The organism is Micromonospora sp. NPDC092111 (assembly GCF_044755745.1).
Lineage (GTDB): Bacteria > Actinomycetota > Actinomycetes > Mycobacteriales > Micromonosporaceae > Micromonospora.
The window spans coordinates 69,642-94,359 of the sequence record NZ_JBIVRQ010000012.1 but is presented as its reverse complement, the minus strand read 5'-3'; the positions used below and the strand labels follow the sequence as shown (position 1 = coordinate 94,359).

Genomic DNA, 24,718 nt, shown 5'->3' with positions numbered 1-24,718 from the left:
CGCTGCCGCCCTGCCGCGCCCGCCCTCCCGCCCTTCCGTTTCCGCCCTGCCGGCCGGCCGGTCGCGATGGCCCGGGAACGCCCGGTCAGCGCAGCGCCCGGGCCGCCTCGGTCAGCGCGGTGAACGCCTCCCGCATCCGCCAGCCGTCCCGGTCCCGGGGACCGATCGGGTTCGAGACGGTTCGCAGTTCGGCGAAGGGAAGACCGGCCTGGGTGGCGGCGACCGCCACGCCGTACCCCTCCATGGCCTCGGCCACGGCATCGGGGTGACGGGCGGCGAGGGTCGTGGTGCTCGCGGCCGTGCCGGTGACCGTGCTCACCGTCAGCACCGCTCCGACGACCGCCCCGGGGAGGGCGGCGCGCAGCGCGGCCAGTAGCGCCGGATCGGCGTCCACGGTGGGGCCGCCACCCAGCAGTTCCGGGGGCATGCCCAGTTCGTCGACCGGGATGAAGCCCGCCGGTGACTCGGCCCCCAGGTCGGCGGCGACGCTGCGGGAGGCGAGCACCGTACCGCCCACGGGTGCCCGACCGGCGAAGCCGCCGGCGATCCCCGCGCTGAGCACGGCGCGGTACGGGCGGCCGGCGGCCTCGGCCAGGGCCAGCAGCCGGGCCGTGCTGGCGCCGGCCACCGCCGGGCCCACCCCGACCGCCCGGACCGTCACCGTCGGATCGGTCAGTCCGGCCCGGACCGCCTCCGCCTCGGCCGGCACGGCGGTCAGCACCAGCAGCCCCGTCACGACACCGACCCCGGTGACTGCCGTCGCTGGTCGTCGTCCGCGCTGCCGCCACGGGGTACGGCCGACGACGGCCGGTAGATGTGGTACCCGGGCGGCGCCAGCCCGTCGTCGTGCCGGTCGGGGCCGGGCCCGTGCGGCGCGGGCGAGGTCGGTGCGGCCTGGGCGGCGGCCTCGGTCGCCGCGTCGTCCCGGTCGCCCGCGGAGTTTCGGTCGCCCGCGTGGTCCGGGTCACCCGCGTGGTCCGGGTCACCGGCGTGGTCCGGGTCACCCGCGTGGTCCGGGGGGCCCGGTTGGGCCGCCGCGTAGGCGCGGTCCTGCTCGGCTAGTTCCTCGCTGGTCAGCGGCCTGCCCATCAGCCGTTCGGTGCGGAGCCGACCGGCGACGAGGACGCCCCGGACGGCGGCGAGCAGACCCACCCCGGCGGCCACCGCGATGCCGGTCCGGCCCTCGAACGGGACGAGACCGAGCCCGCCGCCGGCCACGAAGGCGAGCATCAGGGCTGTCTCCGAGTGGGCGAAGGAACTGGCCCGCAACCGCTCCGGGATCCGCTCCTGGATCGAGGCGTCCACGGCCAGCTTGGCGATCCCGCTGGTCAGGGCGGCGACCAGGCAGAACAGCACCACCATCGGCAGGGAGAACTTCAGGGTGGCCAGGATCCCCACCCCGGCCACGATGATCATCGTGCTGGACTGGATCGCCACCGGCCGGTGGATGCGCAGCCGGGTGCCCACCGCGGTGGCCAGGAAGCCGCCGACCGCCAGCGCCCCGCCGACCAGGCCCAGCGCCGCCTGGTCGTTGAGTTCACGGCCGAAGAAGGTGGTGGTCAGGTCTCCCTTCTTCAGCGCGAACGCCAGGAAGAGCAGGAGGAAGCCGTAGAGCGCGCGTTGCGCCGCCGCGCCGATCAGGGTGGCGATCACCAGGCGTCCCGCCGGACGGCCCCGGCCCAGCGGCCGGTCCCCGCCCCGGCGCAACGCCCGCAGCGGCCGGGGCACCCGCTCGGGTGGCTCGGAGTCCGCCTTCGGCGGCAGGCGCAGCGCGATCACCATGCCGACCAGGAAGATCACCGAGGCGACCCGCAGCGGCCACTGCGGTCCGAACCAGAACGCCGCCAGCCCGAGCGGGGCCACCAGCGCGCCGGCCAACGTGCCGTAGACGCTGGCCCGCGCCCCCACCTGGGACAGCCCCAGGCCCTCGGGCAGCAGTCGGGGTACGGCGGCGGAGCGGGCCACCCCGTACGCCCGGGAGAGCGCCAGCACCCCGAACGCGGCGGGATAGAGCCCCAGGCTGCCGATGTAGTCCGAGATCAGCCAGGCCAGGAAGGCCCGGCCGAGCATGGTGGTGGCCAGGGCGTACCGCCGGCCGTGCCGGAAGTGGTCGAGCAGCGGGCCGACCACCGGCGCCAGCATGGCGAACGGCACCATGGTGACCAGCAGGTACAGCGCCACCTTGCTGCGCGCCTCGCCGAGCGGCACGTCGAAGAAGATCGTCCCGGCCAGGCCGATGGCGATCAGGGTGTCCCCGGCGCAGGAGACGGCGTGCAGGTCGAAGAGGCGGACCATGCCGACCTCACCGCCGGCGCCTCGGGTCCGGGCCGACCCGGCCCGCCGGGTCATCCAGCGTCCGCCGCTGACCGAACCGCGTAGCAGCAGGCGGGTGGCGCGGATGCCGGTGCCGGCGGTCCGTCCCAGTAGGGACCGCCCGGAGCGGGAGAACAGCGGCATGTGCACCATCCTCGCCCATCTGCTCCAGGTGTGCCGCACCACCGTGGGAAGACTCCCTCGGGGAGTGCCTGTCGGTCCGTGACGCGCATGGGGAACAATGGGCGGGTGACCAGGCCCGCTTCCGCCCGTGCCGCCCGCCTCGACCAGGTCTGCGCCGCCGCCGTCGAGGTGGCTCGCGACGCCATCACCGAGGTGGAGTCCTCCGACATCGGCGACCACCTGCGGGCCGTCGCCGACGGCGACCGGCTCGTCACCCACTACTTTGAATGCCGGCTCGCCGGTTACCGGGGCTGGCGCTGGGCGGTGACCGTCACCCGGGTCCCGCGCAGCCGGCACGTCACCGTCTGCGAGACGGTGCTGCTGCCCGGCTCGGACGCGCTGCTCGCCCCGGGTTGGCTGCCCTGGCAGGAACGGCTCAAGCCGGGCGACCTCGGCCCCGGCGACCTGCTGCCCACCCCTTCGGACGACGACCGGCTCGCCCCCGGCTACCTGCTCTCCGACGACCCCGCGGTCGAGGAGACCTCCTGGGAGCTGGGCCTCGGCCGGCCCCGGGTGCTCTCCCGCGAGGGTCGGGCCGAGGCGGCCCAGCGCTGGTACGACGGCGACCACGGCCCCTCCGCGCCGATCTCGGCCGCCGCGCCGGCCGCTGCCCGCTGCGGCACCTGCGGGTTCTACCTCCCGCTCGCGGGCGCGCTGCGTTTGGCGTTCGGGGCCTGCGGCAACTTCTACGCCCCGGACGACGGCCGGGTGGTCAGCGCCGACCACGGCTGCGGCGCGCACTCGGAGACCCTGGTGGAGGCCGCCGAGACCGCCGTCGACGAGCTGCCCACCGTCTACGACGACAGTGCGGTCGAGGCGATGTCGGTGAGCCGGGCGGCCGGTTCGGTCGAGGCGTCCGAGCCGGCGGAGCCGTACGGGCACTCCTGACCGGGCGGTTCAGCCCTGGCGGGTCGCCTCGCGCCGGTGACGGCGATGGGCGTCGTGTCGCATCATCACGGCCAGACCGGGAAAGCCCCACAGGAAACCGGCCAGGCAGGTCCAGAGCCAGTTCTGGTGCCCGTGGTCGGTGAGCCAGTCGCGGAAGAAGACCAGCAGGACCAGACCGGCCACCGCCCAGGCGATCAGCCCGGCGACCGCGAACGGGACCATCGGCGGGTCGAGGGGCTCGGGTCGTGGCGGCTGCTCCTGTGGCACGGGCAAAGCGTACGCGACCGCCTTTCGTCGCCGGCCGCTGATCTGGGACGATGCGCGCGACAACGGTAGATCACCTGCGAGGACCTGATGGCCATTGCGCCGCCGGACAACGGCACTCCGCCCGATCCCGCTCGCCCCCGTACCGGTTTCGACCGGTACTTCGAGATCTCCGCCCGTGGCTCGACGATGAGCCGCGAGGTACGGGGTGGCCTGGCGACCTTCTTCACGATGGCGTACATCGTGGTGTTGAACCCGCTCATCCTCGGCGGCGCCGCCGATGGCGACGGCAGGAAACTCTCGATTCCCGCACTGGCCGCCGCGACGGCGCTGGTGGCCGGGCTGATGACGATCCTGATGGGCGTCGTCGGTCGCTTCCCGATGGCGCTGGCCGCCGGTCTCGGCGTGAACGCGCTGGTCGCCTTCGAGATCGCCCCCGAGATGACCTGGGCGGACGCGATGGGGCTGGTGGTGATCGAGGGTGTGCTCATCGCGATCCTCGTGCTCACCGGGCTGCGTACGGCGGTGTTCCGCTCGGTCCCGACGCAGCTCAAGACCGCGATCGGCGTCGGCATCGGGCTGTTCCTGACCATCATCGGCCTGGTCGACGCCGGTTTCGTCCGGCGGGTGCCGGACGCGGCGAACACCACCGTGCCGGTGGGGCTCGGCATCAACGGCAAGATCGTCAGTTGGCCGATGCTGGTCTTCGTGGTCGGCCTGCTCGTGACGCTGGTGCTGGTGGTACGGCGGGTACGCGGGGCGATCCTGATCGGCATCCTGGCCTCGACCGTGCTGGCGATCATCGTGGAGGCGGTCGCCAAGGTCGGGCCGTCGTTCGTGAACGGCCAGCCCAACCCGAAGGGCTGGTCGCTCAACGTCCCGAAGCTGCCGGAGCGGATCGTGGACGTTCCCGACCTGTCGCTGCTGGGCAACTTCAACCTGCTCGGCTCGTGGAGCCGGGCCGGCTGGCTGATCCCGCTGATGTTCGTGTTCACCCTGTTGATCACGGACTTCTTCGACACCATGGGCACGATGGTCGCGATCGGCCAGGAGGGCGACATGCTCGACGAGCGGGGCACCCCGCCGCGGGCGAAGGAGATCCTGCTGGTCGACTCGATCGCCGCGGCGGCGGGTGGCGCGGCGAGCGTCTCCAGCAACACGTCGTACATCGAGAGCGCCTCCGGTGTCGCGGAGGGTGCCCGGACCGGGGTGGCCAACCTGGTCGCCGGCGCGCTGTTCCTGCTGGCGATGTTCCTGTCTCCGCTGTCGACGGTGGTCCCGTTCGAGGCGGCCTCGACGGCGCTGGTGGTGGTCGGTTTCCTGATGATGACCGCAGTACGCACCATCGACTGGACCGACTACGAGATCGCCATCCCGGCCTTCCTCACCATCACCCTGATGCCGTTCACCTACTCGATCTCGAACGGAATCGGCGCGGGCATCATCAGCTTCGTGGTGCTCAAGCTGGCGAAGGGCCGGGCGCGGGAGATCCACCCGCTGCTCTACGGGGTGGCGCTGCTCTTCGTGCTGTACTTCCTGCGCGGGCCGATCGAGTCCGCGGTGCTGTAGTCCCACCCGCCCCGCTCCGGGCCGGATGTCCGGCCCGGAGCAGCGGAAACTCCTCGTGAGCGTGGTCATATCGTATGTCGTTAGCCAGGCTCATTAGTTAAGCTAACTACTGTGACGGAGCGGACGGTGACGGCGAAACGCGTGCCACCGGCGCAGCTGGCCCCCCAGCTGCGTGATGCGATCACCCGACTCAACCGGCGGGTCCGGCAGGCCCGCCCGGTCGGCGACCTGACGGTCACCCAGCTCTCCGCGCTCACCAGCCTGCGGCTGGCGGGTGCGCTGACGCCCCGGGAACTGGCCGACGTCGAGCGGGTGCAGCCACCGACGATGACCAAGATCGTCGCGAAGTTGGAGGAGCGTGGCCTCGTGCAGCGCACCCCCCATCCGACCGACGGCCGACAGGTCATCCTGGCGGCGACCGAGGGGGGACGGGCCGTGCTCGACCAGTTCGAGCGGGCCCGCAACGAGTGGCTGGCCAGCCGACTGGCCGCGCTCACGGAGGACGAACGCGACACGCTGCGGCGGGCCGCCGAGATCCTCCAGCAGCTCGCCCGCGCCTGACCGCGCCACCGGGTCCGCGCCGTCCGCCGTCGATGACGCGTACGCGACCCGAGGAGGCGCACCAAGAGTGCAGGCGAAGCTGAGCACGATGTTCCAGTCCCTACGAGTCCGCAACTACCGACTCTTCGCCACCGGACAGCTGATCAAACTCGTCGGCGTCTGGATGATGTTCATCGCCCAGGACTGGCTCGTCCTTGAGCTCTCCGACAACTCCGCCACCGCGCTCGGCGTGGTCACCGCGCTCCAGTTCACCCCGGTGCTGCTGCTCACCCTGCTCTCCGGCCGCCTCGCCGACCGGTACGACAAGCGGATGCTGCTCTTCGTCGCCAACGCCTTCTGGACGGTGCTGGCCCTCGGCATGAGCATGCTGGTGCTCACCGGGCTGGTCCAGCTCTGGCACGTCTTCGCGTTCGCCGCCCTGCTCGGCGTCGCCAACGCGGTGGAGACCCCGGTCCGGCAGGCGTTCGTCAGCGAGCTGGTCGGCACCACCCTGCTGCCCAACGCGCTCTCGCTCAACGCGGCGGTGTTCAACTCCGCCCGGATCATCGGCCCGGCCGTCGCCGGTCTCGCCATCGCCGCCTTCGACGTCGGCCCGGTCTTCCTCTTCACCGCCGTCAGCTCCATCGCCCCACTGGCCAACGTGGTCCGGATGCGCCCGGCCGAGCTGCACCGCAAGGACCTCCTGCCGATCGGCGAACGGGACTCGGCGAAGGTCGTCGACGGGCTGCGCTACGTCGCGCGCCGCCCCGACCTGCTGCTCCCGATGGTGGTCATGTCGGTGATCGGGATGTCGCTGTTCAACTTCCAGCTCACCCTCGCCGCGCTCGCCAAGACCGTCTTCCACACCGGCGCGGCCTCCTTCGGCCTGTTCAGCACCGCGCTGGCGGTCGGCGCGCTGGCCGGGGCGCTCTCCGGCACCGGGCGGCGCAGCCGACCCTCGGTCTGGCTGGTGCTCGGCGCCGCGGTCGGCTGCGCGGTCTTCGGCACCCTGGTCGGGCTCGCCCCGGCGTACTGGCTGGTGGTGACGCTGCTGCTGCCGACCGGCTTCTTCATGGTCTTCTTCGCCCAGGCAGCCAACCAGCGGGTGCAGCTCGGCGTCGACGCCGCGTTCCGGGGCCGGGTGATGGCGCTGTGGGTGCTGGTGTTCCTCGGCACCAACCCGGTCGGCGCGCCGGTCATCGGCTGGGTCGCCGAGACCTACGGCGCCGGCGCGAGCATCTGGATCGGTGGGCTGGTCTCGCTGGCCACCGCCCTGCTCGCGCTCACCTGGCAGCTCCGCCGGGCCGGTGCCCGGCTCCGCTTCCGGGTGCTGCCGATGCCCCGGTTCTACGTCGTCTCCGCCCCGGACTGCTGACCCGGCCCGGGGCGTCCCGCCCGTCCACCGGTCCGTCCTGTCGTCCCACAGGACGGACCGGGGTGGCGTCCGGATACCGGCAAACCGGTGGCGCACCGCTTCGATGGGCCTTAGCGTCGATACGTGGGAGCCGGTAGCGCACTGACCCTGGCACTGGCGTTCCTCGCCGTCGCGTGCCTGCCGGCGGTGATCGCCCTCTGCTTCTGCTTCGACGAGATCGTCGACCGGGCGGCCTGCGGCTGGGCCGAGTGGCGGGAGCGCCGCCGCGAGCGCCGCACCATCGCCCGGCTGGACCGCGCCGTCGAGGCCGACGCGCTCACCCGCGACGTCGACCTGACCGAACTGGACCGGGCCGACCGGCAACCGCTCGAACTCATCGCCGCCGACCTGCGCCGGCTGGGCCGGCACCGGCTCGCCGCCGGTGGTCGCTCGGTGGTCTGGCACGGTTCGGTGATCGACGCGTACGACGATCGGCTCCGCGCCGCGTGCCGGGCCCTCGACCTCGCCGAGCATCTGGGCGAGCTGGCCGGTGTCGACCGGGAGATCGAACGGGTCCGGGTGGAGGGGCTGCTGGTCGAGATGGGGCTCCCGCTGCCGGCCGCCCGTGCCGGCCCCCGCCCCCGCGACCGGCGGGCGTGAGCGGAAATGTCGTTGTCCGGCGGCCACACCGGCGCCCGCCCCCGTGACCGGCGGGCGTGAGACTCTTCGTCGCGGTCTACCCGCCGCCCGCCGCCGTCGCCTCTCTGACCGCCCGGGTCGGCCGGCTACGGGTCGGCACGGCCGCCGCCGCCGGAGTCGACGTACGCCTCGCCGACCCGGCGAACCTGCACGTCACGCTGGCCTTCCTCGGCGAGGTCGAGACCGACCGGCTGGTGGAGGTGGAGAGCATCCTGGGGCTGGCCGCCGAGACCGCCCGCGCCGGGTGGGCCGGCCCACCCCGGCTGTGGCTGGGCGGGGGCGGCTGCTTCGGGCCGGGCCGGTCCACCGTGCTGTGGGTGGACGTGCACGGCGAGGTGGAGTCGCTGCGGACGCTGGCCCGGCTGATCCGCTCCGGGCTGCGACGGGCGGGCCTGCCGTACGACGGTAGGCCGTTCCGGCCGCACCTGACCGTCGCCCGTCCTGGGGACCGGATCGACCCGTCCGACGTGGAGGCCGATCGGCTCGCGCTCGGCGACCACACCGGCCCGGAATGGCCGGCGACGGAACTGGTGCTGGTTCGCAGCATCCCCGGCCCGCACCACGAACGGCTGGCCGCCTGGCCCCTCTGACGGCGGTAGCCGGCGATTCGGCGATGTGGCGGTGTCCCGGCGCTTCGGACACCGCCACATCGCCGTCACGGAGTCGATCAGCCCGGCCACCCAGCCGGGGGTGACCGTCTGATCAGGACGACTCGCGGGCCGCCGGGCCGGTGCCGAAGAGGACGTCGTCCCAGCTCGGCAGCCGCTTGCGGGGCTTGCCGGTGGCGTCGGTCGCCTCGCCGCCCGCAGCCGCCGCGCCCGTGCGGCGCGGCCGGAGCACGGCCAGCGACGGTACGGCCGGGACCTCCTTCGGCGTGTCCGAGTCGTCGTCGAACGCCGAACCCTGGCCCCCGCCGAGCAGGGCGGCGGCCCCACCGGCGACGGCCCGCTGCCGGGGCGCGTCGGAGCCGGCCATCGCGGCCGGGGTGCGCGGGTCGAGCCCCCGCCCGGAGGTGCCGCCCAGCGGCCGGTCGAGCGACGCGAGCAGGGCGTCCCGGCCGGCCCGGATCGGGTCCCGACCCGGGCGGGCGTGCTCGCCGGCGGCCGGCAGGCCGTGCCCGCCCCGGCTCGGCTCGCCGCGCGACGGGCCGGGCAGCGCGTGCCCGCCCCGCTCCGGCGCCGGCTCCTGGCCGAGGATCGGGGTGGGCCGCTCGGCGCAGAGGTACTGCGCCATGTCGTCGTGCGGGGTGACGTTCTGCCGGAGCTTGTCGAGGTCCCAGACCGCCTGCGCGGTGGCCTTGCCGGACGGCCAGGTGGCGACGATCCGCCAGGTGCCGTCGTCGCGCCGGTAGGCGTCCCAGGAGATCTTCTCGGTGTCGATGCCGTGCTGGGCCAGCCGGCCGTTGACCACCTCGGCCAGCGGGGTGGCCTTCTCGGCGCCCTTGAGCCGGGTGCGCCGGGCGTGCTGGGCGAGCATGGCCCGCTCCTGGAGCACCGGGCCGGCGTAGCGCAGCACCCGGTCGACGGGCACCCCGGCGATCCGGGCGACGTCCTCGGCGGACTCGCCGGAGCGGATCCGGGCCTGGATGTCCCGAGGGGACAGTGACGGGGTCGGGTCGGCGGTGGCGGCGGTGACGACGGCGAGCGGCGGCGCACCGGGCTCCGCGTGCAGCACGGTGGCGATGCGTTCGTCGATGGGGAGGGCGAGCAGGCGCCCGACCTCGTCGGCGAGCACCAGCGCCTGGCCGTCCTCGGAGAGGGCGACGAAGCGTACTGGGCGCATGGCGTAGCCTCCGTCCCGCTTCGCTGGCCGTCACGCCACGAGCCGGCCACCCGGGCGTCCTCGCACCACCGTACGCTCATCTGCCCACAGGTGGGGGATGCGACACCCGCATGTCACGACTGAGCTGCGGCGATGATCACGGTGGGTGGCCTGCGGAGGCCGCTGCGGCCACCCACCGTGACACCCGTGACTAGAGTCGCTCGACCACGTAGTCGATGGCGGCGGTCAGCGCCTCCACGTCGGCCGGCTCCACCGCCGGGAAGAGCGCGACCCGTAGCTGGTTGCGACCGAGCTTCCGGTACGGCTCGGTGTCGACGATCCCGTTCGCGCGCAGCACCTTGGCGATCGCCGAGGCGTCCACCCCGTCGGCGAAGTCGATGGTGGCGACCACGTTGGAGCGCAGTGCCGGGTCGGTGACGAACGGGGTGGCGAACCCGGCCCGCTCGGCCCAGCCGTACACGATCCCGGCGCTCTCGGCGGTGCGCTTGGCCGCCCAGCTCAGGCCGCCCTGCGAGTTCATCCAGTCGGTCTGCTCGGCGGCCAGGAAGATGGTCGCCAGCGCCGGGGTGTTGTACGTCTGCTCCAGCCGCGAGTTGTCGATCGCGGTGACCAGGTCGAGGAAGGCCGGGATGTAGCGGCCGGACGACTTGATCTCGGTGGCCCGCTCCAGCGCGGCCGGCGACATCAGGGCCAGCCAGAGGCCGCCGTCGGAGCCGAAGCACTTCTGCGGGGCGAAGTAGTAGACGTCGGTCTCGCCGACGTTGACGTCCAGGCCGCCCGCGCCGGAGGTGGCGTCGACCAGCAGCAGCGAGCCCGGGTCGGCGCCGGCCACCCGGCTGATCGGCACGGCGACACCGGTCGAGGTCTCGTTGTGCGGGGTGGCGTAGACGTCCACCCCGGCCTCGGCCGTCAGGGTCGGGGCGCTGCCCGGCTCGGCCTTGCGCACCGTCGGCTCACCGAGGAACGGCGCGTCCTTGACGGACTTGGCGAACTTCGCGCCGAACTCGCCGAAGCTGGCGAACTGGGCCCGGTCCCGGACCAGGCCGAAGGTGGCCACCTCCCAGAAGGCGGTGGTGCCACCGTTGCCGATGATCACCTCGTGGCCCTCGGGGAGGGCGAAGAACTCGGCGATGCCCCGGCGCAGCCGGGCGACCTCGTCGCGGACCGTCTTCTGCCGGTGCGAGGTGCCCAGGTAGCTCGTCGCGACGTCGGCGAGTGCGGAGACCGCCGCCGGACGGACCTTGGACGGCCCGCAGCCGAACCGCCCGTCGGCGGGCTTGATGTCGTCGGGAATCCGGATGGTCGGTGCGTCAGCCACGGTTTTCTCGATCCTTCCGCATGGGCGAGGGCGGGCCCGTCTCAACGGGCGCGGACCGACGGCGAACTCGCGCGCGGGCGCGGGGGAGCCGGGATCCGAGCCCGGTCCGGCGGCACTGCCGAGCCCCCATCCTCGCACCCGGCCGGGCCGGTCCGGCTGCTGATCCCACCGCCGGAGGCTGAGGTGTGCGCCACACGACCCGGCCGGCGGCGGGATCCCGCACCGGGGGACGGACCCTCCCGGGCCGGGCCGGCCGGTCCCCGCCGCCGGGACCGGCCGCGCTCGATCCGGCCCGTTCCCGGACCGGCCCGGCGTCCGGTTCGGGTGGTGGGACAGACGGGAAGGGCCCCGTCCGTCGGACGGGGCCCTTCCTCGGGTACGCGGATCAGACGCCGTGCGGGATGGCGTCCCACCCCTCGACCTGCCGCGGCTTGCGGGTGCCCGGCCCGACGTAGCGGGCGGACGGCCGGACCAGCCGCTGGAGCTTCTTCTGCTCCAGGATGTGCGCGCTCCAGCCGCCCATCCGGGCACAGGTGAACATCGAGGTGAACATGTGCGCCGGCACCTCGGCGAAGTCCAGCACCACGGCCGACCAGAACTCGACGTTGGTGGCGAGGACCCGGTCCGGGCGGCGGGCCTGGAGTTCGGCCAGGGCGGCCTTCTCCAGTGCCTCGGCCACCTCGAAGCGCGGCGCGCCCAACTCACGGGCGGTGCGGCGGAGCACCCGGGCGCGCGGGTCCTCGGCCCGGTAGACGCGGTGGCCGAAGCCCATCAGCCGCTCACCCCGGTCGAGGACGCCCTTGACGTAGCCCTCGGCGTCGCCGCTGCGCTCGACCGCCTCCAGCATGGTGAGCACCCGGGACGGGGCGCCGCCGTGCAGCGGCCCGGAGAGCGCGCCGATGCCCGAGGAGATGCAGGCCGCCGCGTCGGCGCCGGTGGAGGCGACGATCCGGGCGGTGAAGGTGGAGGCGTTCAGGCCGTGCTCGGCGGCCGAGATGAAGTACGCGTCGACGGCCTTGACGTGCCGGGGGTCGGGCTCACCCCGCCAGCGCTTCATGAAGCGCTCGACGATCGTCTCCGCCTTGTCGATCTCCTTCTGCGGCACGGCCGGCAGGCCCAGGCCCCGGGCGGACTGGGCGACGAAGGACAGCGCGGTGACCGAGACCCGGGCCAGGTCGGCGCGGGCCTGCTCGTCGGAGATGTCCAGCAGTTGGCTCAGCCCCCAGTACGGGGCCAGCATGGCGACCGCGGACTGCACGTCGACGCGGATGTCGCCGGAGTGCACCGGCACCGGGAACGGCTCGGCCGGCGGCAGGCCCGGGCCGAAGCGCCCGTCCACCAGCAGCGCCCAGACGTTGCCGAAGGAGACCTGGCCGATCAGATCCTCGATGTCCACGCCCCGGTAGCGCAGCGCGCCACCCTCGCGGTCCGGTTCGGCGATCTCGGTCTCGAAGGCTACGACGCCCTCCAGGCCCGGTTTGAAGTCGGACATGTCGTCTCCTGGCTTCTGGCTCGGCCGCGGGCTCAGTCCGGCCCGGCACCTTAGGCGACCCTCAGGGATGTGTTCGTGACATCTTGCCTGCTGAGTAACCGAGTGCGCGACCCACTGCGACTGTGCTGCACGCGACATCCCCGCCGGTGGACACCGCCACGGCCTCGGTGAGACTGGTCGGTGGGGGCTGGCCAGCGTCGGGGGACGTGTGGCACCTGACGAGGGAGAGAAGCGACGTGACGGGCGACACACCGGCTCCGGCGGCCATGCGTAACGAGTACGCCGCCGACCTGGGCCTTTCCGAGGCGGCCCTGGCGGCCGACTGGCACACCCAGTTCGACCGCTGGTTCGCCGACGCGATCGCGGCCGGACTGCCCGAGCCGAACGCGATGATCGTCGGAACCGCCGACGCCGCCGGCCGGCCCAGCGCCCGTACCGTGCTGCTCAAGGGGTACGACCCGGCGGGCTTCGTCTTCTACACCAACCACGGGTCGCGCAAGGGCGTCGAGCTGGCCGCCAACCCGTGGGTCAGCCTGGTCTTCCCCTGGTTCCCGATGCACCGGCAGGTGGTGGTCACCGGCCGGGCCGGGCACGTCGACCGGGCCGAGACCGAGGCGTACTTCGCCAGCCGGCCGCGCGGCTCGCAGCTCGGCGCCTGGGCCAGCACCCAGTCCCGGGTCGTCCCGGACCGGGGCGCGCTGGACGAGGCGTACCGGGCGGTGGCCGGGCGCTTCCCGGACCCGACGCCGATCCCGGCCCCGCCGCACTGGGGTGGGTTCCTGGTCCGGCCCGAGTCGGTGGAGTTCTGGCAGGGCCGGGCCAGCCGGCTGCACGACCGGCTGCGGTTCCGCCGGGTCGACGGTGGCGACTGGGTCACCGAGCGGCTGGCACCGTGACCGACGTCCAGCAGGCCCGACCGCGCGGGGCGCGGCGCTGGGCGATCGACCTGCGTCCGCTGCGGGTGCCCGCGTTCCGCCGGATGTGGCTCGGCAACACGGTGGCGATGTTCGGGTTCCAGTTCACCGCCGTCGCGGTGCCGGTGGAGATGTACGCGCTCACCCGGGACTCGTTCTGGGTCGGGCTGCTCGGCGTTGCCGGCTTCGTGCCCCTGCTGCTCTTCGGGCTCTGGGGCGGGGCGGTGGCCGACGCCCGGGACCGGCGTCGGGTCCTGCTGGTCGGCTCGGCGCTGCTCTGGGCGTCGATGCTCGGCCTGCTCGGGCACGCGCTGTCCGGGATCGGCAGTCCGATCCTGCTGCTGGCGTTGGTGACCGTGCACTCGATCGCGTTCGCGATCAGCTCGCCGGCCCGGTCGGCGATCCTGCCCCGGCTGCTCCCGCCGGAGCTGGTCCCGGCGGGCAGCACGCTGAACTACACCACCTTCACCGCCGCCTCGGTCGTCGGCCCGTTGGCCGCCGGCCTGATCTTCGCCGCCTTCGGCACCGGCACCGGACTGCCGGTCGCGTACGCGGTCGACGCGCTGCTGTTCACCAGTCTGGTGGTCGCGACGCTGCGGCTGCCCGCGATGCCGCCCCAGCCGCCCGCCGAGGGAGAGGTCCGCCGGGGCGGCCTCGCCGGTATCCTCGACGGCTTCCGCTACCTCGCCACCACGCCGGTGCTGCTGCTGTCGTTCGCCATCGACCTGATCGCGATGATCCTGGCCATGCCCCGGGCGCTCTTCCCCGAGGTGGCCCAGGAGCGGTTCGGTGGCGGGGCGGCGGTGGGCTGGCTGTACAGCGCCATCGCCATCGGCGCGATGCTCGGCGGGCTGACCTCCGGCTGGATCGGCCGGCTGCGCCGGCAGGGGCTGGCGTTGGTGCTGGCCGTGGTCGGTTGGGGCGTGGCCATCGCGCTGGCCGGGCTGGCCCGCCAGCTCTGGCTGGTGGTGCTGCTGCTCGGGCTGGCCGGCGCGGCCGACCTGGTCAGCGCGGTGCTGCGGCAGTCGATGCTGCTGATCTACGCGCCGGACCGGATGCGCGGTCGGCTCCAGGGGGTGAACACCGTGGTGGTGGCGGGCGGTCCGCGCCTGGGCGACCTGCGGGCCGGCGCGGTGGCCGCCGGGTTCGGCACGGGTGTCGCCTGGGTCGGCGGCGGCCTGCTCTCCGCCGCGCTGGCGGTGCTGCTGGTGGTGGCCTTCCCGGCCCTGCTGCGCTACCGGGCGACGACCGGGTCGGCCCCGGCGGAGGGCGACCGGGCCTGACCAGCAGTGCGGCGGCTCGACGGTGCCGACCGGCCGCCGGGTGCGGCCGACCGGGGTGACCGGAGGGCCGCCGGTGCCGGCGCGCGGGCGGTGTCCGGCGGGTCCGGCGCGAGGCGCGGAGCACCGACTAAGGTCGCCGCATGGACAACGCCGCGCAGCGCCCGCCGTCCGGGACACAGTGGACCATCGCCGCCGACGGCCACGAGGCCGTCATCGTCGAGGTGGGCGGTGGGGTGCGGACGTACCGGCGGGACGGGGTGGACTACCTCGACGGGTACGCCGAGGACGAGATCTGCCCCGGCAGCGCCGGGCACGTGCTGGCCCCCTGGCCGAACCGGATCCGGGACGGCGAATACCAGTTCGCCGGCCGGTCGTTGCAGCTCGACCTGACCGAGCCGGCCCGGGGGGTGGCCATTCACGGCCTGGTCAACTGGGTTCCCTGGCGGCTGGTCGAGGAGTCCGCCGACGCGGTCACGGTCGGCTACGACCTGCCGCCCACCCCCGGCTACCCGTGGCCGCTGCGGCTGCGTACCCGGTGGAGTGTGGGGGCGGGCGGGCTACGTGCCGCGCACGAGGTGACCAACACCGGGGCCGAGGACGCGCCGTTCGGTTTCTCCGTCCACCCGTACCTGCGGCTGCCCGGGGTGGCGGTGGACGACGCCGTACTGCGGGTGCCGGCCCGGACCCGGCTCCAGCTCGACGCCCGGCTGCTGCCGATCGGGGCCACCCCGGTGGCCGGCACCGAGTTCGACTGGACCAGTTCCCGACCGATCGGCGCGGCGCGGCTCGACGTCTGCTTCGGCGACGTGCTCCGGGACGACGACGGCGGCTCGGCGGTCACCCTCGGCGCCCCCGACGGTACGGACGCGGTGCGCCTCTGGGCCGACCGGGAGTTCGGCTGGTGGCAGGTCTTCACCGGGGACTCGCTCACCGGCGAGCGGCACCGCCGCTCGGTGGCGGTGGAGCCGATGACCTGCCCGCCGGACGCGTTCCGGTCCGGACGGGACGTGGTCAAGCTGGGCCCGGGGGAGACCTGGCGGGGCGCCTGGGGCGTCCGGCCCGGGGTCTGAGCATGGAGTTCGGCGAGGTCGTCCGGCGTCGCCGGATGGTACGCAACTACGACCCGGACCGGCCGGTCCCGCCGGAGGTGGTGGACCGGCTGCTCGACCACGCCGTCCGCGCGCCGTCGGCCGGGTTCGCCCAGGGCTGGGGGTTCCTGGTGCTGGAGGAGCCGGCCGACCGGGAGCGGTTCTGGGCGGCGGCCACCCCTGGTGGCGGCGGCCGGGAGCGGTGGCTGGCCGGGATGCGCCGGGCGCCGCTGATCGTGGTGCCGCACGCCAACCGGTCGGTCTACCTGGAGCGGTACGCCGAGCCGGACAAGGGCTGGGCGGACCGGTCGGCCGAGCGCTGGCCGGTGCCGTACTGGTACGTCGACACCGGCTTCGCCGCGCTGCTGATGCTGCTCACCGCCGTGGACGAGGGGCTGGGGGCGTGCTTCTTCGGCATCCCGCCGCAGCGGCTGGCGGCGTACCGGGAGGCGTTCGGGGTGCCGGAGGAGTACCAACCCATCGGCGCGGTGACGGTCGGTTACCGGGCGGCCGACCATCGGTCACCGTCGCTGGGTCGGGGGCGTCGGCCGGTGGGCGAGGTGGTCCGGCGCGGCCGGTGGAGTTGAGGCAGGTTCGTACCGTCCGGGGTGGGTAACGACGGTCTCGAAACCGACATGGGGGAGCAAAACGCGGTGTGGTGGGGGCGGATAGGCTGGCATGGTCATCAGTGCCGCGCGACGCGGCGACTCGGCGTGACCCGGCTCGACGCCGTGGGTCGGCCCGGCCACGGGGAGGGGAGCGTGCCGTGATCTTCAGAGCGGTCCGGGACGGGCGTCCCTACCCGGAGCACAACCTCACGCTCAAGCAGTGGGCGGAGATTCCGCCGCGCCCGCTGCGGCTGGACCAGCTCATCACCACCAAGCGGGAACTGGCGCTGGACAAGCTCCTCGCGGAGGACTCCACCTTCTACGGCGACCTGTTCCCGCACGTGGTGCAGTGGAACGGCGGTCTCTACCTGGAGGACGGCCTGCACCGGGCACTGCGCGCGGCGTTGCAGCAGCGCAACCAGATCCACGCCCGGGTGCTGATGCTCAGTGGCCAGCCCGAGTGACGGTGGCCTGAAGAGTCGTTAAGGTGGCGGTCATGGGCACTGCGCTGGACCTGCTGGACGTCGACGCGTCGCTGAGCGAGGAGGAGCGGCAGATCCGGGCCGTCGTCCGCCGGCTCGTCGACGACCGGGTCCGCCCGCACGTCGCCGGCTGGTACGAGGACGGCCGGGCCCCGGCCCGCGAACTGGCCCGGGAGTTCGGCAAGCTCGGCCTGCTCGGCATGCACCTGACCGGGTACGGCTGCGCCGGCGCCTCGGCCGTCGGGTACGGGCTGGCCTGCCTGGAGCTGGAGGCCGGTGACTCGGGCGTCCGATCGCTGGTGTCGGTGCAGGGCTCGCTGGCCATGTACGCCGTCTGGCGGTACGGCAGTGAGGAGCAGAAGCAGCGCTGGCTGCCGGCGATGGCGGCCGGCGAGGCGATCGGCTGCTTCGGGCTGACCGAGCCGGACCACGGCTCCGACCCGGCCTCGATGGCCACCCGGGCCCGCCGGGACGGCGACGACTGGATCCTCGACGGCGCCAAGATGTGGATCACCAACGCGCCGATCGCGGACGTGGCGGTGGTCTGGGCGCGTACCGACGAGGGGGTGCGGGGTTTCCTCGTGCCGACGGACACCCCCGGGGTGGGCACCCGGGAGATCGGCCGGAAGATGTCGCTCCGGGCGTCCCTCACCGGCGAGATCGCGCTCGACGGCGTCCGGCTGCCGGCGGACGCCCGGCTGCCGGCGGCGATCGGGTTGAAGGCACCGCTGAGCTGCCTGACCGAGGCCCGGCACGGCATCGTCTGGGGCGCGCTCGGCGCGGCCCGCGACTGCCTGGAGACCGCCCTGTCCTACGCCACCACCCGGACCCAGTTCGGCCGGCCGCTGGCCGGCTTCCAGCTCACCCAGGCCAAGCTCGCCGACATGGCCGTCGAGTGGAACAAGGGCCTGCTGCTCGCCCTGCACCTGGGGCGGCTCGCGGACGCCGGAAAGCTCCGGCCGGAGCAGGTCAGCGTGGGCAAACTGAACAACGTCCGGGAGGCGCTGGCGATCGCCCGGCAGTGCCGGACGATCCTCGGCGCCAACGGCGTCTCCGGCGAGTACCCGGTGATGCGGCACGCCAACAACCTGGAGAGCGTGCTCACCTACGAGGGCACCTCCGAGATCCACCAGCTCGTCATCGGGCAGCGGCTGACCGGCCTGTCCGCCTTCGCCTGAGCCGACCCGTCACCCGTTCGGGGCGCTCGCCGCGCGAGCGTCGCACGGGGGCCGTAACGTCATCGACAGATGGACGTGTCTGACGAGGACGGTGAGGGCGATGGCCCGCGACGGTGAGACCCCCAAGAGCGAGTTCCCCGGCTACCCGACCGCCGACACACTGCCCAGCCGGTCGGGCGACCCCACCGAGCCGCCGGCTGGCCGACCGGCGCCCTCCGGCGGCCCGGTGCGGGGGCTGCTCTGGCTGCTCGGCGCGGCGGCGCTGGTCGTGGTGGTGCTGCTCGGCACCCAGGTGACCGGCATCTTCCCCGACTTCCGCAACCCGTTCGCCAAGGAGCAGACCGACCGCAGCCAGCCACCACTGCTCAAGTCGATCCAGGACCTCAGCCGCTACGTCGCGGCCGAGGGCAACTTCCAGGTCGTGGTCGACCTGCAGAACGACCGCAACAACGTGCCGGAGTTCCTGCTCAACCAGCGGACCCTCTTCGTCGGGGCGGGCAGCGTCGAGGCGTACGTCGACTTCGGCAAGATCTCCGAGGGGGCGGTAGTGCCGTCCGCCGACGGCAAGTCCGTCGAGATCAAGCTGCCCGCGCCGCAGCTCGGCCAGACGAACCTCGACATGGACAAGAGCTACGTCTTCGCCGAGGAACGTGGCCTGTTCAACCGGATCGGCGAGCTAGTCAAGGGCGATCCCAACCGGCAGCAGCAGGTCTACCGGATGGCCGAGGAACGGATCACCGCAGCGGCCCGGGACAGCGGGCTGACCCAGCGCGCCGAGGAGAACACCCGCAAGATGCTGGAGGGGCTGCTCCACTCACTCGGCTACGAGAAGGTGACCATCACCTACACGGCCCCCTGACGATTCAGTTGCCGATACCCCCGGTCTCGGAGACCGGGGGTATCGGCAACTGGCGGCGCTACTGGATGGCGGCGCCACTGCCGGTGGCGGTGACGCCCACCGGCGCTGCCCGCTCACGCGCGGTCGGCCGGCGCGGTCAGTGGTTGGTCGCCGCGTACCGGTCCTCGTTCGGCATCAGGATCCACAGCACCAGGTAGACGATCACCTGCGTGCCGGGCAGCAGCAGCGACAGCAGGAACAGCAGCCGGATCAGGTTGGCCGAGGTGTTGAACCGGCGGGCCAGGCCGGCGCAGACACCGGCGAGCATGCGCCCCTCGCGGGGTCGGACCAGTTTGCGACTCATCGTCTGTACTCCCACTCTGCGGCGATCCGCCGCGCTGCGTTCCACGGTAGGAAGGAGCGACCACCGTGCCCTCCGTCCCGAGAGTGATCCGGTGACCCCGTACCCGTAGGTGGTTACCCGCCTCGGCCTCAGCCGACGCCCCAGGGTGACTCCGCGCCGTACCGTGCCGTGCCGTGGGGTCGTGCCGTGCAGCCGTGCCGCCGCGCCCGTACGCCCGGGACTGGTGGTGATGTCGCCGTTCGCACGGTCGCGGGTGATCCTGGCGCTACCAAGATCGCGCTCGATCGTGGAAGTAGTGGCCTCGCGGCGTGTCGGATGCCACCACTTCTTGGAAGTAGCACGATCTTGACGCGGGGCACAGGGCACAGGACGATACAAGGGGCGTGAGCTGGGCGGGTAGGCTCGCCGGTCGACATCCGCCCACACCCCGGGCGGCATCAGCAGGTCGCCCGGAACCCGGGCGGCCACGAACCGGGCCGGACCCCGCATCATCGGGCTGACGGCGAGGAAGTGCAGCCATGATCAGTGTTTTTGACCTATTCAGCGTCGGTATCGGGCCGTCGAGTTCGCACACGGTGGGTCCGATGCGGGCGGCGCGGATGTTCGTGGCGGGGCTGAAGGCGGATGGGTTGTTGGCTGATGTGGTGCGGGTACGGGTGGAGTTGTTTGGTTCGTTGGGGGCGACGGGCCATGGTCACGGTAGTGATCGGGCGGTGTTGCTGGGGTTGGAGGGTGAGTCGCCGGAGGTGGTGGACACCGATGGTGTGGGCGCTCGGGTGGCGGCGATTCGGGCCGCCGGACGGTTGTCGCTTTTCGGGGTGCGGGAGGTGGATTTCGATTTAGGTCGGGATCTGGTGCTGCATCGTCGTCGGTCGTTGCCATTCCATCCGAACGGGATGACGTTCGTGGCGTGGGATGTGGCGGGGGTGGTGGTGCGGGCGCGGACGTACTACTCGGTGGGTGGTGGGTTCGTGGTGGACGAGGAGGCGGCGGGGGCGGACCGGATCAAGGCGGACGGTACCCGGGTCCGGTATCCGTTCGGTACGGGTGCCGAGTTGCTCGGTGTGACTGCTGCCACCGGTTTGTCGATCAGTGGGGTGATGTTGGCCAACGAGTTGTCGTGGCGGGGTGAGGGGGATGTGCGGTCGGGGTTGTTGGATATCTGGCGGGTGATGCGGGAGTGCGTGGCGCGGGGCGGCGAGCGGGATGGTGTGTTGCCGGGTGGGTTGAGGGTGCGTCGTCGTGCCGCCGAGTTGCGTCGGAGTCTGACGGCGGAGGCGGGTTCTGCTGATCCGTTGCGGGCGATGGACTGGGTGACGCTGTTCGCGTTGGCGGTGAATGAGGAGAACGCGGCCGGTGGGCGGGTGGTGACGGCGCCGACGAATGGTGCGGCGGGGATCATTCCGGCGGTGTTGCACTATTACACGCGGTTCGTGCCGGGTGCCTCGGATGAGGGTGTGGTGCGGTTTCTGTTGGCGGCGGGGGCGATCGGGGTGTTGTTCAAGGAGAACGCGTCGATCTCGGGTGCCGAGGTGGGTTGTCAGGGGGAGGTGGGCTCGGCGTGTTCGATGGCGGCTGCGGGGTTGGCGGAGGTGTTGGGCGGGACGCCTGAGCAGGTGGAGAACGCGGCGGAGATCGGTATGGAGCACAATCTCGGGTTGACGTGTGACCCGGTCGGGGGGCTGGTGCAGATCCCGTGTATCGAGCGGAACGCGGTGGCTAGCATCAAGGCGATCACGGCGGCCCGGTTGGCGTTGCGTGGTGACGGGGTGCATCACGTCTCGTTGGACAAGGTCATCAAGACCATGCGGGAGACGGGCGCGGACATGAAGGTCAAGTACAAGGAGACGGCACGCGGCGGCCTGGCCGTCAACGTGATCGAGTGCTGAGGGGCGTTCGTTCACCGACTGCTAACCTGTCGTCCGTTCGGCGAGGCGGGAGGCGACGGTGACCACAGGCGTCACGACGTTGTGGTCGCACCGTAACTCGTTGCGCATCCTGGTCAGGCGCGATCTCGCGGTGAAGTACCAGCAGTCGGTGCTCGGCTACTTCTGGTCGCTGATCGAGCCGCTCGGCATGGGTGCGATCTACTTCTTCGTCTTCGGCGTGCTCTACTCCGGGCCCACCAACCGGCACCTCGGCGAGGCCGCCGGGTCGTACCCGCTGTTCCTGATCACCGGGATCTTCGCCTGGATGTGGACCAGTTCGGCGCTGAGCGAGGCGACCAACGCGCTGACCGGGCAGTCCCGCCTGATCACCACGATGAACGTGCCCCGGCAGGTGTTCCCGATCGGCCGGGTCACCGGCCGGTTCGCCGAGTACGTCGCCGGCCTGCCGATCCTGCTGGCCGTCGCCGCGGCCTACGCCGCGCACGGCCGGATCCAGCTCGGTTGGTCGCTGCTGAGCCTGCCGTTGGCCGTCGCGGTGCAGGCCGCCCTGCTGGTCGGGTTGTCCCTGCTGCTGTCCGCGGTGAACGTGCTGATGCGCGACGTCGAGCGGTTCATGCGGCTGGTCATCCGGGTGCTCTTCTACGCCACGCCGATCATCTATCCGCTGAGCCTGGTGCGGGAGTCCGGGATGCCGGGCTGGGTGAAGGTGGCGTACGAGCTGAACCCGCTGGTCGGCATCTTCCAGCTCCAGCACGCCATCTGGTACCCGGACGAGTTCCCGGACGCCCGCCTGCTGGTCACCACGATCGCCGGCAGCCTGCTGGTGCTGGTGGCCGGCTGGTGGGCGTTCCGCCGGCTCGAACCGGCCGTGCTGAAGGAACTGTAGGTGGCGCCGATCATCGAGGCGCAGGGCCTCGGCATCCGTTTCGTCCGCAACCGGCGTCGGCAGCTACGGCTGCGGGAGTTCTTCATCCACCGGGGCGGGCGGGCGGCCGCCGCCGGGCAGTTCTGGCCGCTGCGGGACGTCTCCTTCACCGTCGAGCCGGGCGACACGCTCGGCGTGATCGGCCGCAACGGCACCGGCAAGAGCACCCTGCTGCGGCTGATCGCCGGGGTGCTCATCCCGGACGAGGGGCGGATCCGGGTCTCCGGCGACGTGGCCCCGCTGCTGGAACTCTCCGCCGGTTTCTCCAACGACCTGACCGGGCGGGAGAACCTCTACCTGGTCGGCGGGCTGCACGGGCTCTCCTCGGGCTACCTCAAGCGGCACTTCGACGACATCGTCTCGTTCGCGGGCGAGCAGGTGGAACGGGCCATCGACACCTCGGTCCGGCACTACTCGTCCGGGATGAAGGTCCGCCTCGGGTTCGCGATCATCTCGCACCTGCCGCACCCGATCCTGCTGATGGACGAGGTGACCGCGGTGGGTGACGCGGAGTTCCGCAAGAAGTGCTATTCGACGATCGACCGACTGCTCGCGGAGGGGCGCACCTTGGTGCTGGTGTCACACAACGAGAAGGACCTGACCCGGTTCTGCCGTCGGGGGCTCTACCTCGACGGCGGGCGGCTGACCGTCGACGGGACGGTCGCCGAGGCGCTCGACGCGTACCACGCCGCGGTGCCGCGGTGACCCTCGCGATCGTGCTCGCCGCCGGTGCGCCGGCCGCGGGCCTGCCCACCGGCACGGGTGAACCCCTCACCGACCGGCTCGCCGACCAACTGCGCCGGGCCGGGGCGGACCGGGTCGCGGCCGTGGCCGACCTGGACGAGCTGGCCGCCCTGGTCGACACCGTCACCGGACCGGTCGTCGTGACCGGCGCCGACCTGGTGGCGCACACCGCCGTACTGAGGCATCTCGCGACCAGCCCGGTCGGTCCCACGGTGGCCCTGGTGCTCACCGACCCGCCGGCCGCCGGCCGGACGGCGGTGCGCGAGGAGCGCGGCCAGGTGGTCGAGGCCGGTCCGGCCCTGGCCGACGCCACCGGCGTCTTCGGCGGCGCGCTGCGGGTCGGCGCGGACGACCTGCCGGCGCTGGCCGCCGCCGCGCGGGCCGCGAGCAGCACCGCGCCGGCCCGGGACGCGAGCGGCACCGCGCCGGCACGGGACGCCAGCGGCACCGCGCCGGCACGGGACGCGAGCGGCGCCCCGGCGGCCGGGCCCGCCGTGGACCGGCTCTTCGCCGCGCTCACCGACCTCGGCACCCTGACCTTCGCCCAGCGGGTACGACTGCTCGTGGCGCACCGGGTCACCGAGCCGGCCGAGCTGGCCGCCGCCGAGGCGGCCGTGGCCGGGGTGGACGAGGACCGGGCGGAGCTGCGGCTGTCGGTGAAGGAGCGGGACGACTTCTTCACCAGTTACTTCGTCAGCACCTGGTCGCCGTACGTGACGAAGGGGTGTGCCCGGCTCGGCCTGACGCCGACCGGGGTCACCATGGTCTCGGTGCTCTTCGCGCTGGTCGCGGCGGTGCTCTTCGGCGCGGGTGGTCGGCCCGCTCTGGTGGCCGGGGCGGTCCTGCTCTACCTGGGCTTCGTGCTGGACTGCGTGGACGGCCAGTTGGCCCGCTACACCCGGCACTTCAGCGCCTGGGGCGGCTGGCTGGACACGATGGCCGACCGGGCGAAGGAGTACCTGGTCTACGCGGGCCTCGGCTACGGCGCCACGCACGCCGGCTTCCGGTACGGCTGGGCGCTCGCCATCGCCGCGATGACGTTGCAGACCGTCCGGCACATGACCGACGCCTGGTACGGCGTGCTGCACGACGAGGCGGCCCGGCGACCCCGCCCGGCGGCGTCCGGCGGCGGGATCGGCGGGAAGCTGAACGCCGCCTCCACCCGGGTGCAGGCGGACACCGGCTCGGTGTCGTACTGGTTGAAGCGGACGGTGGTCTTCCCGATCGGCGAGCGGTGGGCACTGATCGCGGTCACCGCCGCGCTGTTCGGGCCGCTGGTCAGCCTGGTCTCGGTGCTGGTGTGGGGCGTGCTGGCGTTCGCGTACACGGGTGCGCTGCGTACCCTGCGGGCGCGCTGGATGTGGGTGCCGGTGCTGGACACCGTCGACGCGACGCTGCACCGCGACGACGGGCCGCTGGCCGCCCGGCTGCCGGTGGTCCGCCCGATGGGCCCGCTGACCCTGGCGGTGATCGGGGCGCTCGGGCCAGCGGCGCTGCTGGTGGTGGGGCTGCTCCGGCTGGCCGGGGACGGCGACCCGGGCGGGCTGCGCTGGTGGTTGCCGGTGGCGTTGCTGGTGCTGCTGGTCGCCGGGCTGGGGGCGGGCGCGGCGCACAACGGGCCGCTGGACTGGCTGGTGCCGGCGGCGCTGCGGGCCGGCGAGTACCTCTTCGCCGCCGTGGTCGGGGTGGTCGGCGGGGTGCCGGCCTGGCTGATCTTCGGGTACGTCTTCGTGCTGACCGTGCACCACTACGACCTGACCGCCCGGTTGGAGAAGCGGCAGGCGGCACCGCCGCTGCACCCGTGGACGCTGGGTTGGGAGGGGCGTTCGGTGCTGCTGACGATGGCGGCGATTGCCGGATTTGCCGCCCTCGGCATGGCTACACTCGGTACGTACCTTCTTGTGGTTTTCGTGGCGAGTGTCGTCCTGGCCTGGGTCGTCCTGCCGGCCCGGGCCACCCGGACGGCGGCCGTGCCGGTGCGGGGTGGTTCGCCGGGCTGACGA

General features: G+C 73.0%; 24 protein-coding genes. 17 read left to right on the top strand and 7 right to left on the bottom strand.

Annotated elements, in window-relative coordinates; all coding sequences use genetic code 11:
* Positions 1–85: 85 nt before the first annotated feature.
* Together ACIQG9_RS22175 and ACIQG9_RS22170 are read right to left on the bottom strand one after the other, a co-directional pair.
* Entirely contained in the window at positions 86–736 is a 651-nt protein-coding gene (locus ACIQG9_RS22175; protein WP_400405413.1) for a futalosine hydrolase, read from the bottom strand.
* Positions 733–2,457 carry an MFS transporter gene (locus ACIQG9_RS22170; protein WP_400405410.1) on the bottom strand — a complete coding sequence of 575 codons (1,725 nt, stop codon included), beginning with the start codon at positions 2,455–2,457 and terminating at the stop codon, positions 733–735. The genes ACIQG9_RS22175 and ACIQG9_RS22170 overlap by 4 nt, the downstream gene beginning before the upstream one ends.
* 87 nt (positions 2,458–2,544) lie before the next feature.
* Here ACIQG9_RS22170 and ACIQG9_RS22165 point away from each other — a divergent pair, with 87 nt between their 5' ends.
* Positions 2,545–3,384: a DUF3027 domain-containing protein gene (locus ACIQG9_RS22165; protein WP_400405408.1), complete on the top strand. Its 840-nt coding sequence runs from the start codon at positions 2,545–2,547 to the stop codon at positions 3,382–3,384.
* A 9-nt stretch (positions 3,385–3,393) separates the two neighbouring features.
* On the opposite strand, the gene ACIQG9_RS22160 is transcribed toward ACIQG9_RS22165, so the two are convergent.
* Positions 3,394–3,651 (bottom strand): DUF2530 domain-containing protein, encoded by a 258-nt coding sequence (locus ACIQG9_RS22160; protein ID WP_400405405.1) that lies wholly within the window; start codon positions 3,649–3,651, stop codon positions 3,394–3,396.
* 87 nt (positions 3,652–3,738) lie between these two features.
* Here ACIQG9_RS22160 and ACIQG9_RS22155 point away from each other — a divergent pair, with 87 nt between their 5' ends.
* The 5 genes from ACIQG9_RS22155 to thpR all read left to right on the top strand — a co-directional run bounded on the left by ACIQG9_RS22155 (position 3,739) and on the right by thpR (position 8,400).
* Positions 3,739–5,217 (top strand): NCS2 family permease, encoded by a 1,479-nt coding sequence (locus tag ACIQG9_RS22155; protein ID WP_400405402.1) that lies wholly within the window; start codon positions 3,739–3,741, stop codon positions 5,215–5,217.
* Between the two features lie 111 nt (positions 5,218–5,328).
* On the top strand, positions 5,329–5,778 hold the full coding sequence (locus tag ACIQG9_RS22150) for a MarR family winged helix-turn-helix transcriptional regulator (protein WP_400405399.1): 450 nt from the start codon (positions 5,329–5,331) through the stop codon (positions 5,776–5,778).
* 67 nt (positions 5,779–5,845) lie between these two features.
* Complete coding sequence (locus tag ACIQG9_RS22145; protein ID WP_400405396.1) at positions 5,846–7,132, top strand: MFS transporter; 1,287 nt, start codon at positions 5,846–5,848, stop codon at positions 7,130–7,132.
* A gap of 123 nt (positions 7,133–7,255) precedes the next feature.
* Positions 7,256–7,771 carry a hypothetical protein gene (locus ACIQG9_RS22140; protein WP_400405393.1) on the top strand — a complete coding sequence of 172 codons (516 nt, stop codon included), beginning with the start codon at positions 7,256–7,258 and terminating at the stop codon, positions 7,769–7,771.
* Positions 7,772–7,827: 56 nt separating this feature from the next.
* The gene (gene thpR, locus ACIQG9_RS22135; protein WP_400405390.1) at positions 7,828–8,400 is read left to right on the top strand and encodes an RNA 2',3'-cyclic phosphodiesterase; all 573 of its coding nucleotides are present in this window, start codon (positions 7,828–7,830) and stop codon (positions 8,398–8,400) included.
* Positions 8,401–8,512: 112 nt separating this feature from the next.
* Here the strand turns inward: thpR and sepH are convergent, their stop codons facing one another.
* From sepH to ACIQG9_RS22120, 3 genes are all read right to left on the bottom strand, one after another.
* Positions 8,513–9,592 carry a septation protein SepH gene (sepH, locus tag ACIQG9_RS22130; protein ID WP_400405387.1) on the bottom strand — a complete coding sequence of 360 codons (1,080 nt, stop codon included), beginning with the start codon at positions 9,590–9,592 and terminating at the stop codon, positions 8,513–8,515.
* 190 nt (positions 9,593–9,782) lie between these two features.
* Positions 9,783–10,910: a phosphoserine transaminase gene (gene serC / locus ACIQG9_RS22125; protein ID WP_400405385.1), complete on the bottom strand. Its 1,128-nt coding sequence runs from the start codon at positions 10,908–10,910 to the stop codon at positions 9,783–9,785.
* Between the two features lie 385 nt (positions 10,911–11,295).
* Entirely contained in the window at positions 11,296–12,402 is a 1,107-nt protein-coding gene (locus ACIQG9_RS22120; RefSeq protein WP_400405383.1) for a citrate synthase 2, read from the bottom strand.
* A gap of 266 nt (positions 12,403–12,668) precedes the next feature.
* Between ACIQG9_RS22120 and pdxH the strand changes: the two genes are divergently transcribed.
* From pdxH to ACIQG9_RS22085, 7 genes are all read left to right on the top strand, one after another.
* Positions 12,669–13,298 (top strand): pyridoxamine 5'-phosphate oxidase, encoded by a 630-nt coding sequence (gene pdxH, locus ACIQG9_RS22115; protein ID WP_400405637.1) that lies wholly within the window; start codon positions 12,669–12,671, stop codon positions 13,296–13,298.
* The gene (locus ACIQG9_RS22110) at positions 13,295–14,599 is read left to right on the top strand and encodes an MFS transporter (RefSeq protein ID WP_400405380.1); all 1,305 of its coding nucleotides are present in this window, start codon (positions 13,295–13,297) and stop codon (positions 14,597–14,599) included. The genes pdxH and ACIQG9_RS22110 overlap by 4 nt, the downstream gene beginning before the upstream one ends.
* A gap of 140 nt (positions 14,600–14,739) precedes the next feature.
* On the top strand, positions 14,740–15,669 hold the full coding sequence (locus tag ACIQG9_RS22105; protein WP_400405378.1) for an aldose 1-epimerase family protein: 930 nt from the start codon (positions 14,740–14,742) through the stop codon (positions 15,667–15,669).
* Positions 15,670–15,671: 2 nt separating this feature from the next.
* Complete coding sequence (locus ACIQG9_RS22100) at positions 15,672–16,274, top strand: nitroreductase family protein (protein WP_400405375.1); 603 nt, start codon at positions 15,672–15,674, stop codon at positions 16,272–16,274.
* Between the two features lie 179 nt (positions 16,275–16,453).
* Entirely contained in the window at positions 16,454–16,759 is a 306-nt protein-coding gene (locus ACIQG9_RS22095) for a type II toxin-antitoxin system VapB family antitoxin (protein WP_400405372.1), read from the top strand.
* A gap of 32 nt (positions 16,760–16,791) precedes the next feature.
* Positions 16,792–17,955 carry an acyl-CoA dehydrogenase family protein gene (locus ACIQG9_RS22090; protein ID WP_400405370.1) on the top strand — a complete coding sequence of 388 codons (1,164 nt, stop codon included), beginning with the start codon at positions 16,792–16,794 and terminating at the stop codon, positions 17,953–17,955.
* A 100-nt stretch (positions 17,956–18,055) separates the two neighbouring features.
* Complete coding sequence (locus ACIQG9_RS22085) at positions 18,056–18,814, top strand: DUF4230 domain-containing protein (RefSeq protein WP_400405367.1); 759 nt, start codon at positions 18,056–18,058, stop codon at positions 18,812–18,814.
* Between the two features lie 136 nt (positions 18,815–18,950).
* Here the strand turns inward: ACIQG9_RS22085 and ACIQG9_RS22080 are convergent, their stop codons facing one another.
* Positions 18,951–19,157, bottom strand: a complete 207-nt coding sequence (locus ACIQG9_RS22080) for a PspC domain-containing protein (protein WP_400405364.1) — start codon at positions 19,155–19,157, stop codon at positions 18,951–18,953.
* 518 nt (positions 19,158–19,675) lie between these two features.
* On the opposite strand from ACIQG9_RS22080, the gene ACIQG9_RS22075 reads away from it, so the two are divergent.
* The 4 genes from ACIQG9_RS22075 to ACIQG9_RS22060 are packed head-to-tail and all read left to right on the top strand — an operon-like array spanning position 19,676 to position 24,715.
* Positions 19,676–21,046, top strand: coding sequence for an L-serine ammonia-lyase (locus ACIQG9_RS22075; protein WP_400405361.1), 1,371 nt, complete (start codon positions 19,676–19,678; stop codon positions 21,044–21,046).
* 58 nt (positions 21,047–21,104) lie between these two features.
* Positions 21,105–21,932: an ABC transporter permease gene (locus ACIQG9_RS22070; protein WP_400405358.1), complete on the top strand. Its 828-nt coding sequence runs from the start codon at positions 21,105–21,107 to the stop codon at positions 21,930–21,932.
* Positions 21,933–22,676 carry an ABC transporter ATP-binding protein gene (locus tag ACIQG9_RS22065; protein ID WP_400405355.1) on the top strand — a complete coding sequence of 248 codons (744 nt, stop codon included), beginning with the start codon at positions 21,933–21,935 and terminating at the stop codon, positions 22,674–22,676.
* The gene (locus ACIQG9_RS22060; RefSeq protein ID WP_400405352.1) at positions 22,673–24,715 is read left to right on the top strand and encodes a DUF5941 domain-containing protein; all 2,043 of its coding nucleotides are present in this window, start codon (positions 22,673–22,675) and stop codon (positions 24,713–24,715) included. Before ACIQG9_RS22065 ends, ACIQG9_RS22060 begins: the two co-directional genes overlap by 4 nt.
* The last annotated feature ends 3 nt before the right edge of the window (positions 24,716–24,718 follow it).

Coding starts and splice junctions, on each gene's coding strand:
- ACIQG9_RS22170 (WP_400405410.1), bottom strand. CDS start 2,457: ATGCCGCTGTTCTCCCGCTCCGGGCGGTCCCTACTGGGACGGACCGCC.
- ACIQG9_RS22165 (WP_400405408.1), top strand. CDS start 2,545: ATGGGGAACAATGGGCGGGTGACCAGGCCCGCTTCCGCCCGTGCCGCC.
- ACIQG9_RS22155 (WP_400405402.1), top strand. CDS start 3,739: ATGGCCATTGCGCCGCCGGACAACGGCACTCCGCCCGATCCCGCTCGC.
- sepH (WP_400405387.1), bottom strand. CDS start 9,592: ATGCGCCCAGTACGCTTCGTCGCCCTCTCCGAGGACGGCCAGGCGCTG.
- ACIQG9_RS22120 (WP_400405383.1), bottom strand. CDS start 12,402: ATGTCCGACTTCAAACCGGGCCTGGAGGGCGTCGTAGCCTTCGAGACC.
- pdxH (WP_400405637.1), top strand. CDS start 12,669: ATGCGTAACGAGTACGCCGCCGACCTGGGCCTTTCCGAGGCGGCCCTG.
- ACIQG9_RS22105 (WP_400405378.1), top strand. CDS start 14,740: ATGGACAACGCCGCGCAGCGCCCGCCGTCCGGGACACAGTGGACCATC.
- ACIQG9_RS22100 (WP_400405375.1), top strand. CDS start 15,672: ATGGAGTTCGGCGAGGTCGTCCGGCGTCGCCGGATGGTACGCAACTAC.
- ACIQG9_RS22090 (WP_400405370.1), top strand. CDS start 16,792: ATGGGCACTGCGCTGGACCTGCTGGACGTCGACGCGTCGCTGAGCGAG.
- ACIQG9_RS22085 (WP_400405367.1), top strand. CDS start 18,056: ATGGCCCGCGACGGTGAGACCCCCAAGAGCGAGTTCCCCGGCTACCCG.
- ACIQG9_RS22080 (WP_400405364.1), bottom strand. CDS start 19,157: ATGAGTCGCAAACTGGTCCGACCCCGCGAGGGGCGCATGCTCGCCGGT.
- ACIQG9_RS22075 (WP_400405361.1), top strand. CDS start 19,676: ATGATCAGTGTTTTTGACCTATTCAGCGTCGGTATCGGGCCGTCGAGT.